At 60.0% G+C, this 11193-nt stretch carries 9 protein-coding genes; 3 read left to right on the top strand and 6 right to left on the bottom strand.

What is annotated here, in order from left to right:
- Positions 1-143 precede the first annotated feature (143 nt).
- Positions 144-1343, top strand: coding sequence for an alanine--glyoxylate aminotransferase family protein (locus tag G0Q00_RS09255; RefSeq protein ID WP_163038645.1), 1200 nt, complete (start codon positions 144-146; stop codon positions 1341-1343).
- On the opposite strand, the gene G0Q00_RS09250 is transcribed toward G0Q00_RS09255, so the two are convergent.
- Positions 1340-2452 (bottom strand): pyridoxal phosphate-dependent aminotransferase, encoded by a 1113-nt coding sequence (locus G0Q00_RS09250; RefSeq protein ID WP_163038643.1) that lies wholly within the window; start codon positions 2450-2452, stop codon positions 1340-1342. The genes G0Q00_RS09255 and G0Q00_RS09250 overlap by 4 nt on opposite strands.
- 84 nt (positions 2453-2536) lie before the next feature.
- Complete coding sequence (locus tag G0Q00_RS09245) at positions 2537-5662, bottom strand: valine--tRNA ligase (RefSeq protein ID WP_163040332.1); 3126 nt, start codon at positions 5660-5662, stop codon at positions 2537-2539.
- 265 nt (positions 5663-5927) lie between these two features.
- Between G0Q00_RS09245 and G0Q00_RS09240 the strand changes: the two genes are divergently transcribed.
- On the top strand, positions 5928-6266 hold the full coding sequence (locus G0Q00_RS09240; RefSeq protein ID WP_163038641.1) for a hypothetical protein: 339 nt from the start codon (positions 5928-5930) through the stop codon (positions 6264-6266).
- 75 nt (positions 6267-6341) lie between these two features.
- Here G0Q00_RS09240 and G0Q00_RS09235 read toward each other — a convergent pair whose 3' ends face one another.
- Both G0Q00_RS09235 and G0Q00_RS09230 read right to left on the bottom strand, forming a co-directional pair.
- Positions 6342-7988: an alpha-D-glucose phosphate-specific phosphoglucomutase gene (locus G0Q00_RS09235; protein WP_203564965.1), complete on the bottom strand. Its 1647-nt coding sequence runs from the start codon at positions 7986-7988 to the stop codon at positions 6342-6344.
- 41 nt (positions 7989-8029) lie between these two features.
- A complete protein-coding gene (locus G0Q00_RS09230) occupies positions 8030-8461 on the bottom strand; it encodes an Lrp/AsnC family transcriptional regulator (protein WP_108856949.1) in 432 nt (143 codons plus the stop codon).
- Positions 8462-8584: 123 nt separating this feature from the next.
- Between G0Q00_RS09230 and G0Q00_RS09225 the strand changes: the two genes are divergently transcribed.
- A complete protein-coding gene (locus tag G0Q00_RS09225) occupies positions 8585-9724 on the top strand; it encodes a type III PLP-dependent enzyme (RefSeq protein WP_163038639.1) in 1140 nt (379 codons plus the stop codon).
- On the opposite strand, the gene G0Q00_RS09220 is transcribed toward G0Q00_RS09225, so the two are convergent.
- Positions 9721-10200, bottom strand: a complete 480-nt coding sequence (locus tag G0Q00_RS09220; protein WP_163038637.1) for a PaaI family thioesterase — start codon at positions 10198-10200, stop codon at positions 9721-9723. The two genes, G0Q00_RS09225 and G0Q00_RS09220, sit on opposite strands and share 4 nt — an antisense overlap.
- 106 nt (positions 10201-10306) lie before the next feature.
- On the bottom strand, positions 10307-11173 hold the full coding sequence (gene metF, locus G0Q00_RS09215) for a methylenetetrahydrofolate reductase [NAD(P)H] (protein ID WP_163038635.1): 867 nt from the start codon (positions 11171-11173) through the stop codon (positions 10307-10309).
- Between the last annotated feature and the right edge of the window lie 20 nt (positions 11174-11193).

Raw genomic sequence — 11193 nt, 5'->3', positions numbered from 1 at the left:
AGTTTAGGGTTGCCGCCTAACGGCGTACCTACGGGATGTAACTTGTCCGCGCGCCACAAACAAGCAGGCGACCCTGACAACGACGTTGACGCAATCGGGGTGGCGCATTACCGCTTGAGGTCTGAAAAGTGAAAGAGCCCCCCATGCCTTTATCCCACGGTCGTACCTATCTGGCCATTCCGGGCCCCTCGGTCATGCCGGATCGCGTGCTGCAAGCCATGCATCGCGCCGCGCCCAACATCTATGCGGGCGAGGTGGTGGATATGATGCCCGGTTTGATCGACGGCCTGAAATCGGTTGCCCGTACCCGGCATGATGCGGTGATCTATATCGCCAATGGTCATGGTGCATGGGAGGCGGCCCTGTCGAACACGCTGTCCCCCGGTGACAAGGTGCTATCCCTGTGCACGGGTCGGTTCGGGCATGGCTGGCACGAGATGGCGACCGGGCTGGGCATCGAACCTGTCATCGAAGAGTTCGGTTTGAAGGCGCCTGTGGATCCAACCCGCGTTGAGGAGCTGCTGCGAGCCGACGCTGCACATAATCTGAAAGCGGTCCTATTGACCCATGTGGACACGTCGACGTCGATCCGGAATGACGTAGCGGTGGTGCGTGCGGCGATGGATGCGGCGGGGCACCCGGCGCTGTTGATGGTCGATTGCATCGCATCCATGGGCTGCGACCAGTTTGAAATGGACGCTTGGGGCGTGGATGTTGCCGTCGCGGCATCGCAGAAGGGGTTGATGGTGCCGCCGGGTATGGGGTTTGTGTTCTTTAATGACAAAGCCGCTGCCGCCCGGGCAGCCAATCCCCGCGTGTCGCGCTATTGGGATTGGGCGCCGCGCGCCAACCCCGAGCAGTTCTATCAGTATTTCGGAGGCACAGCCCCGACCCATCACCTTTATGGACTGCGCGAATCCCTGGCAATGATCGCCGAGGAAGGCGGGATGGACACCGTCTGGGCGCGTCACTCTCATTTGGCCCGCGCGGTCTGGGCGGCGTTTGATGCGTGGGGCGCAGATGGCCCGCTTCAAATGAATGTGGCCGATCCGACGCATCGCTCGACCGCCGTGACGTCGCTGCACATTGGTGCGCCACACGGCACCGCGCTGCGCAATTGGACCGAACAGAACATGGGCATTACGCTTGGCATTGGCCTTGGTATGTCCGCGCCCGAAGACCCCAATGGCGACGGGTTCTTTCGTCTGGGCCATATGGGGCATGTAAACGCGCCGATGGTGATGAGCGCGCTGTCTGCCATTCAATCAGGCCTGACCGCGCTGGGCATCCCGCATGGAGAGGGCGCTTTGCCCGCCGCGGCGAAGGTGATGGCCGAGGTTTAGGCGCGGGCGGCTGCCAGCGCCTTGGGCAGAGCAGCCGCAAACACGTCCAGTTCCTCGGGACGGCCCGCCGAAATGCGAATGCAGCGGTTTTGCGGGGCGGCAAAGGGCATGCGCACGAAGACATCCAGCGCGATGAGTTCGTCCAGAACCGCCTTGGCAAACGCGGCGTCCCGCCCGCAATCCACAGCAACGAAGTTGGTGGCCGAGGGCAGGGTGGTCAGCCCGTTGTCCCGCGCGATCTGGTCGATCCGGGAGCGGGCCTCGGCCACATTCGCGACCACCTGTGCCAGATACCCCTGATCCTTCAGCGCCGCCAATGCGCCTGCCTGACTGATACGGCACATACCGAAATGGTTGCGGATCTTGTTGAAGGCGGTGATCAGCTCGGCCTGCCCAATGGCATAGCCCACCCGTGCGCCTGCCATCCCGTATGCCTTCGAGAACGTGCGCATACGGATCACGCGTGGGTCATCCGTGTTCAGAGCGGGCGCACTGCCTTCCGGGGCAAATTCGATATAGGCTTCGTCCAGCACCAACAGGCAGCCATCGGGTACCGCGTCGATCATGCGCTGGATGGTTTCGGCGTCATGCCACGTGCCCATCGGGTTGTCCGGGTTGGCGATGTAAACAAGCTTGGCCCCGACCTCGGCCGCCTTGTCGATCAGCGCCACGGGATCTTCGTGATCATCTTTGTAGGGCACCGTCTCCAACACGCCGCCAAAGCCGGCCACGTGATAGTTGAAGGTCGGATACGCGCCCTGCGAGGTCACCACCATGTCGCCCGGCCCGACAAGAAGTCGCACCAGATAGCCGAGGATCCCGTCGATCCCTTCGCCCACCAGAATGTTCTCGGGCGCGATGCCGTGGTGATCGGCCAGCGCATGACGCAGGTCGTAGTTTTCTGGGTCGCCATACATCCAGATATCGCCTGCCGCTGCCTGCATCGCGGCGATTGCGTTGGGCGACGGGCCAAACGTGTTCTCGTTCGCGCCAAGGCGTGCCGCAAAATCACGCCCACGGGTGCGTTCCTGCGTTTCGGGGCCGACGAAAGGCACGGTTGCAGGAAGGCTATCGGCAAGCGGGGTCAGGCGGGCATGGGTCTTGGTCATGCCCTTGTTAGAGCAGGGCGTGCGCAGACGGGCAAGGTTGAAATGCGCGCCAAAAGAAAAGGCCGGGTCGCCCCGGCCTGTCCTTTAGATTTCTTTCAGACGATCGAGTGCGGCGTTCAGCGTCGCCTCTTCCTCTTCGCGGGCGGCGAGGTTTGCCTTGGTCTCGGCCAAAACCTCGGCCGGAGCGTTCTCCGCAAACTTCGGGTTCTTCAATCGCCCGCGCAGACCACCCAGTTCCTTGGCCAGCTTGCCCAGCGACTTCTCAAGCCGCGCGATTTCCTCGTCCACGTCGATGATCTCGGCCAGTGGAAGCGCAAAGATGCCACCAGCAACCGCAACGGTGATGCAGCCCTTGGGCAACTCGGCCATTTCCGTGATCGAGTCGACACGTGCCATGCGCATCACCAGCGCTTGGTTGTTCTCCAACGCGGTGCGGCCAGCGGCGTCCAGTTCTTGCTGGATCACCGGGATTTTCAGACCGGCGGGGACGTGCATCTGCGAGCGGGCCGAGCGGATGTTCTCGATCAGCGAGATCACCCAGTTCATTTCGCGCGCGGCGTCTTCGTCCAACAGCTCATCGCCATATTCCGGCCAATCCGCGTGGATCAGCATCTTCGGACGCTCAGCGATCTGGCCCCACAGTTCTTCCGTCACAAACGGCATGATCGGGTGCAGCATGATCAGACACTGGTCGATGACCCATGCCATAGTGGCGCGGGTCTCGGCCAAAACGGCCTCGTCATTCGAGTTCAGTAGCGGCTTCGAGAATTCGACATACCAGTCGCAAACTTTGCCCCAGACATAGGCATAAAGCCCGTGTGCGGCGTCGTTGAAGCGGTACGCGGTCAGCGCGGCATCCACATCTTCACGGATCTTCGCAGTTTCCGAGATGATCCAGCGGTTCACCGTCTGCGTCGGGCTTGTGGGGTCGAAATCCGCGACCGGTTTGCAGTCGTTCATTTCCGCAAATCTTGCAGCATTCCAAAGTTTGGTGCCGAAATTCCGGTATCCGGCTACGCGATCCTTGGACATTTTCAACACGCCCCCGATCGAGGCCATAGCCGTGTTGGTAAACCGCAAAGCGTCCGCGCCGTATTCGTCGATGATTTCCAGCGGGTCGATCACATTGCCCGTGGTCTTGGACATTTTCTTGCCCTTCTCGTCACGGACCAGCCCGTGCAGATAGACCGTGTGGAACGGGTTCTTTTGGCAGACCGCTTGGCTCATCATCATCATCCGGGCGACCCAGAAGAACAGGATGTCCTGACCGGTGATCAGCACGTCACCGGGGAAGAAACGCTCCAGCTCGTCCGTGTCCTGAGGCCAGCCCAGCGTGCCGAAGGGCCAGAGGCCCGACGAGAACCACGTGTCCAGCACGTCGGGGTCGCGCCAAACCGGGTAGACCAGTTTGGTGGGATCTTGCGAGGTCTCATAGGCAGCAAGGCTTTCGGCCAGCATGTGCATCGCTTCGGCGCGTGTGGCAACTTCGACCACACGGGCGTGGTTCAGCGGCGCGGGCAGCGTGACCAGAACCTCATCGAACTGTGGTGCGACAGCGTCGAAATCGTGGGCGCAGTGGCTGTGCTCGTGACCGGGCAGCAGGTCTTGGTCCAGAAGCAGGCGACCCATCTCGACCAGATCAAGCGCGTTGTCGTTCTCGTCGTCCTTGAAACCTTTGCCGGACAGATCCAGGCCGTACCATACCGGAACCTGGTGTCCCCACCAGAGCTGGCGAGAGATACACCACGGTTCGATGTTTTCCAGCCAGTGATAGAAGGTCTTCTCGCCGCTTTCCGGCATGATCTTCACGTCACCATTGCGGACTGCGTCCAATGCGGGCCCAGCGATCTTCTCGGCATCCACGAACCACTGATCGGTCAGCATCGGTTCGATCACAACGCCCGAGCGGTCACCGAAGGGCTGCATGATCGGTTTGTTTTCAACGTAGGGTACGGTGCCGGTGACCTCTTCGCCGTCGACTTCGACGGTCTTGGTGATCATCACGGCCAGACCTTCTGCGGTGATCTGATCGACCACCAGCTTACGAGCTTCAAAGCGATCCAGCCCGCGATATTCGTCTGGCACAAGGTTCATCGCGGCGATCTTCGCCTCGTCAAAGCCTTCCTCGCCATTGGCGATGCGCTGGGCGGTGGCGGCCTCGTCGGCATAGGGCAGGCCATCGGCCCGCATCGCGCCGCGGGTGTCCATCAGCGAATACATCGGAATGCCGCCGCGCTTGGCGACCTGATAGTCGTTGAAGTCATGCGCGCCGGTGATCTTCACGGCACCCGAACCGAAGGTCATGTCCGGGTATTCGTCGGTGATGATCGGGATCAGGCGGCGATGCTCTTTCGGACCCACTGGGATTTCGCAAAGCTTGCCGACGATGGGCGCATAGCGTTCGTCATCGGGGTGCACAGCTACTGCGCCGTCGCCCAGCATAGTTTCGGGGCGGGTCGTCGCGATCGAGATATAATCACGCTCTTCTTCCAGCGTAACGTTCCCGTCCTCGTCCTTCTCGACGTACGTGTAGGTCGCGCCACCAGCCAGCGGGTATTTGAAGTGCCACATGTGGCCGGGGGTCTCGATATTCTCGACCTCAAGGTCCGAAATGGCGGTTTCGAAATGCGGGTCCCAGTTGACCAGACGCTTACCGCGATAGATCAGGCCCTTGTTGTACATGTCCACGAAGACCTTCAGAACGGCATCGTGGAAATCGGCCGAGTTCTCGTGCCCCGTACGCGGATCACCCGGCGCACCGGCCATGGTGAAGGCGTTGCGCGACCAGTCACAGGTAGAGCCCAGACGTTTCAGTTGTTCAATAATGGTCGAGCCGTATTCGCCCTTCCATTCCCAGACCTTGTCCAGAAACGCTTCGCGGCCCAGCTCGCGGCGACCGGGTTGTCCCGTTTCGGCCAGCATCTTTTCGACCTGAAGCTGGGTGGCAATGCCTGCGTGGTCCTGACCGGGCTGCCACAGCGTGTCGAAGCCGCGCATGCGGTGCCAGCGGATCAGGATGTCCTGTAGTGTGTTGTTGAACGCGTGGCCAAGGTGCAGCGCGCCTGTCACGTTGGGCGGCGGGATCATGATGGTGAAGCTGTCAGCATCAGGTTTGGCATTTGCGCCCGCTTTGAAGGCGCCAGCCTCTTCCCACGTCTTATAGATGCGTGCTTCGGCGGATGCCGCGTCGAAGGTCTTGTCCATGGCCATGGTGGTCGTCCCAAATCTCATAAATCCAAGACCGTTTACCCAAGTGGGCGGCAAAGGGAAACCCCGCCCGCACCTGTAGCCCCAGGGAATGGCGAAAATGATCGAATAGGTGGTGAAATCGGGACAAACTCAAAATGGTTAACGCATGAAAGGGTTGGAAGGAGTTTTGACAAATTGCTGCCATATTCAACCCGTAGCAGTACTGCTCACGCGACGGATCACTTTAGGCTGTCTGGCGGAAACCCGGATCAACAGGCGAATACTTATGAAAAAAGCACTCCTTCTTTTGGCTTTCACCCCCACCATGGCTCTGGCACAGGAACAGACCTTTGATTGCGAGGTTCCTAACGGAAGTCTACCCGAAATGGCCGTGACATTGGTCACGATTGACGGCGGTAAGGACGGGTACTTGATGATGGGCGGCGAAAAGAAGACGGCCAGTGTGTATCCCGGTCTGGACTCGGTGACGTACCTGATGTTCAGCGACGACTACAGCTATACGCTGCACTACAACATGAACCTGAAAGACGGCCATTATGACTTCTCGGCCTCGGGCGCCAAATCCGGTTGGGGCCGCGGGACCTGCACCGAAGTGACAGGCTAATCCTTTCCCAGAATTGACAAGCGCCCGGCTAAGCACCGGGCGTTTCGTTTATGGGCGCGTCAGCTGTGCCTGTGTTTAGCTGACAACATCCGGCCCAGTGCGGCCCAGCATGTCTTCGATGTTGGCCAGTTTCGAAGTGGCCGCGATGACCTCTGACAGCGCCTCTTGCGTGTCGCGGCCCAGGTCGCCGTCTGGCGGGGCATATTGTTCCAGATAAACCCGCAGCGTTGCGCCCTCGGTGCCGGTGCCTGACAGCCGCAGCATGGCGCGCGCGCCACCTTCATAGGTTAGTATAATGCCTTGCCCCGTGGCGACGGAGGCGTCGATCGGGTCGGTATAGGCAAAGTCTTCGGCGGCACTTACGGTCAGGCTTGCTGCGGGGTGGCCGGGCAGGGCGGGCAGGCGTTCTTTCAGGTCGGCCATGACGGCATTCGCAGCGGCGGTGTCCAAACCTTCGTAGTCATGGCGCGAATAGTAGTCCCGGCCATAGGTCTGCCAGTGGTCCTTCAGGATGTCAGCCACGCTTTCACCTCGTACGGCGAGAATATTCAGCCACAACAACACGGCCCACAGCCCATCCTTCTCGCGTACGTGATCCGATCCGGTGCCAGCACTTTCTTCGCCGCAGAGCGTGGCGCGGCCAGCATCCAGTAAATTGCCGAAAAACTTCCAGCCGGTGGGGGTCTGGAAGGCCTTGATTCCCAGTTTTTCCGCCACGCGATCCGACGCAGCCGAGGTCGGCATCGAGCGTGCCACGCCAGCAACCCCGCGCGCGTAACCGGGGGCGAGATGCGCATTCGCCGCCAGCACCGCAAGGCTGTCGGACGGGGCGACATAGATCCCCTTGCCGACAATCATGTTCCGGTCGCCATCTCCGTCCGAGGCCGCCCCGAAATCGGGTGCATTTGGCTCGTGCATATGGTCGAACAGCTCTTTGGCCCATACAGGGTTGGGGTCCGGGTGCCCTCCGCCGAAATCCTCCAAAGGCACGGCGTTCACCACCGAGCCTTGTACAGCCCCAAGGCGGCGTTCCAGAATTTCTGTGGCATACGGCCCAGTGACCGCGTGCATCGCGTCAAAGCGCAGGGTGAAGCCCGCGTTGATCATCTTGCGAATGGCGTCGAAGTCGAACAGCTCTTCCATCAGCGCGGCATAGTCTGCGACGGGATCGACGATCTCGATCTCTATGCCGTTAAATGTGTGGGTGCCCAGATCGCTCAAGGTCTCGAGTGTTTCGGGCAGATCCTTAGTGATCCGGTAGTTAGAGATCGTTTCGGCACAGGCCACAATCTTGTCCGTGATGGCCTCGGGCGCTGGGCCGCCATTTTCAGTGTTGTATTTCAGGCCAAAGTCGCCGCCCGGACCGCCAGGATTGTGGCTGGCCGACAGGATGAACCCACCATCTGCACTACGCTTTCGGATCAGGTGGCTGACCGCCGGGGTCGACAGAATGCCGTTTTGACCAATGATGATCTTTGCCACACCATTGGCTGCGGCCATGCGCAAGATTGTAGCGATGGCCTCGCTGTTGAAAAAGCGCCCGTCTCCGCCAAGAACGAAGGTCTTCCCGGTGGGATCAATCGCGTTAAAGATCGCCTGAGTGTAGGTTTCCAGATAGCCCGGTTCTGAGAACACTTTAACTTTCTTACGAAGCCCTGATGTCCCGGGGATTTGCCCCGCGATCGGAGTCGTTTTGACGGTTTGAATATCTTTAAAGGTCAAGGTCTTGCCCCTGAAAGGTGTAAATGAAACTCTTGCCTATCCTAGCCCAGCCGGTCGATCCGCGTCGAGAGGTGGATCAGGCTTTCCGAACCTTTCACCCCGTCAATCTCGCCAATCGCATCCAGCACCTCGTCCAGTAACGCGGTCGAAGGTGCCGCCAGTTGCAGCACCATATCCCAGCGGCCCGAGGCTGTGTGGGCGGCCTCGACTTGCGTCAAAGTTTTCAGGCGCGCCAGAACTGCCGGGGTTGAGCGTGGTTCGATCGAAATCAGAACGGTGGCGCGAATGCGGTCCCCGCGCGCCGCATCCCCCAGTCGAAGCGCATAGCCGGCGATAATGCCCTTCTCTTCAAGGCGTTCGATCCGCGCTTGCACGGTCGATCGTGCCAATCCCAGACGTCGCGCCAAGGTTGCCACGGGCAGTCGCGCGTTTCCCTCAAGTTGGGCTAGAAGTTCGCGGTCAGTATCGTCCATTTGTTCGGTCTTTCCATCAATCTGACGACATTTAACCGGCATTTCGCCCGGACTGCCACTGGAAATCGACGGCGCGGCTTGTGAATCTAAGGTTAGCGTCAATAGGATCCCGGAAATAAGACCATGAGCAGACAACCTTCGATTTGGCTGACCCCTTTGTCTCACCTCAAGACCGAGCGCCCAATGCAACCCGTCATGTACTTCGCGCCCGCTGTGTTGCAGGCAACGGCGCGCCGCTTCATCGCGGGGTTTGATGGGCTGGTGACCTATGCGGTCAAAGCCAACGATGCGCCGATGGTTCTGGAAAACCTTGTGACCGCCGGGTTGCAGGCCTTCGATGTAGCCAGCCCTGCTGAAATGCTGGCGCTGCGTGCTGTGTCCCGTGATGTCGAAATGCACTATAACAACCCGGTGCGTTCGCGGGCCGAGATTGCGCAGGCCGTGGCCCTGAACGTGCAATCCTATTCGGTCGACAGCGCGCGCGAGCTGGACAAGCTGATTGCACAGGTGCCGCCGCAAGGCGTTGAAATCTCGGTCCGTTTGGCGCTTCCTGTCGACGGCGCAGCCTATCATTTTGGGGCGAAGTTTGGTGCCGACCCCGATCAAGCGGTTGCGCTGCTTCAGCACGCTCAATCGGCGGGGTTTATCCCATCCATGACCTTCCATCCGGGTACGCAATGCGCCGATCCGTCCGCGTGGGTCGCCTATGTCTCGCAATGTGCCGACGTCGCAAAACGCGCGGGCATTCGCCTGCATCGCCTGAACGTGGGCGGTGGTTTTGCCGCCAATCGTGGAATTGCGCCGGACCTCGAGGCGATTTTTCATGCCATTCACGCCGCAGTGGTGGTCGAGTTTGGCGAAGATGCGCCTGAGCTTGTCTGCGAGCCGGGCCGCGCCATGGTTGCTGAAGCCTTCAGTCTGGCCACTTGTGTCAAAGCGATCCGTGAAGATGGTGCCGTCTATCTGAATGACGGGATCTATGGCGCATTGTCAGAAGCTCCGTCCATTGGCGTGCCGGACCGGCTGAGAACCGTGCGCGCCGACGGAGACGCGCATAAGGGCAAGCTTGAAGAACGCGTTGTGTTCGGGCCGACCTGCGATTCCATCGATCAACTGCCCGATCCGCTGGCGCTTCCTGAGGACCTAGCAGAAGAAGATTATCTTCTGATCGCAGGTATGGGTGCCTACAGCTTTGCGACTGTTACGCGGTTCAACGGCTATGGCGCGATTGAAACCGTGACGGTGCAGTCGCTGGCGCTTTAAGTAACCTTCATGATGATACAGGTGGTCGAGCCGGTGGCGTAGAGCTTGCCATCCTCGACGCCTCGGATCTCGCCCTTAGATATCCCGGTCGAGCGTCCGGCGTGTTGGACCTGCGCCGTGGCCTCGATCAACATGCCGCGCGGGATGGGGCGCAGGATATTCACTTTATATTCCAGCGTGGTGTAGACTGAGCCCTTCGGCACGCGCGTCATTACCGCACAAGCCATCGCGCTGTCCAAAAGCGTGCCGTACCAGCCCCCGTGAACTGTGCCCATAGGGTTGCAATGCTCGAATTCAGGGGTGCCGTGAAACGTGACTTTTCCATCCTCGACCGCATGTAGATGATAGTTCAGCGTGGCTCCGATGGGGGGCGCTGGCATGGTGCCATTCAGAATACCTTGCATGAACTCAAGCCCAGACATCGAGGCGGTGACGTCAAGGGTTGGCAGTTGATCGAACGAGGTTGCATGCAGCATGAAAAAGGCCTTTCCGAAGTGGTGTTCGGAAAGGCTAGGTGGGGAGTGAGTTCATGCAAGACTTACGCTGGGTCACAAGGTTTGTGACGTCGTGGTGTGGCCTGGATCAGGCAACTTTAGCCAGGCTGACTTGTGGTGTGACGCCCAGTGCATGGGCCACATCGCGGGTAAGGCTGGGTTTGTTAAGCGTATAGAAATGCAGGTCTTCCACGCCGCCATCGATCAGGTCCGAGCACAGCTCGGTGCAGAGGGCGGTGGCCAGCAGGTCGGTGCGGTCGTCACGTTCTGCTTTGTGGAAGGCATCATCCAGCCAAGTTGGGATCGTTGCGCCGCAACGCTCAGCGAACTTGCGCACACCTTTCCAATTTTCGATAGGCAGGATGCCGGGGATGATCGGCACGTCGATCCCGGCTTTCTCGCATTTGTCGCGGAAGCGGAAGAAGGTGTCAGCCTCGAAGAAGAATTGCGTGATGGCTGATCCTGCACCCGCATCTACCTTGCGCTTCAGCCACGCAACGTCGGCATCCAAATCAGCGGCCTCGGGGTGGGGGTCGGGATAGGCGCCGACGCGGATGTGGAAATCACCGGTATTGGCCAGGGCTTCGATCAGCTCGACCGAGTTGGCGAACCCGTCTTCGCGTGCGGTGAAACGATCCGCGCCTTTCGGGGCGTCCCCACGCAGCGCCACGATTTCTTTTACGCCAACTTCCGCATAGCTCTTCGCAATCGCCAATGTTTCTTCGCGCGACGCTTCCACGCAGGTCAGATGCGCCGCGACGTTTAAGCCGTAATGCTTGTGGATCGTGCCCACCGCGTCATGGGTCAATTCACGCGTGGTGCCTCCAGCGCCATATGTGACCGAGACAAAATTGGGATCCAGCGGGGCCAGTTGGCGCACGGTTTCCCACAGCCGGAACGAAGCGTCCAGCGATTGCGGGGGAAAGAACTCGAACGAGATATTTGGCGTGGTCATGGCGTCCTCGGGGTCAGTTT

Source organism: Aliiroseovarius sp. PrR006 (assembly GCF_010500215.1).
Taxonomy (GTDB): Bacteria; Pseudomonadota; Alphaproteobacteria; order Rhodobacterales; family Rhodobacteraceae; genus Aliiroseovarius.
The sequence above is the reverse complement of the archived record's forward strand: the minus strand, read 5'-3'. Positions and strand labels throughout refer to the sequence as shown.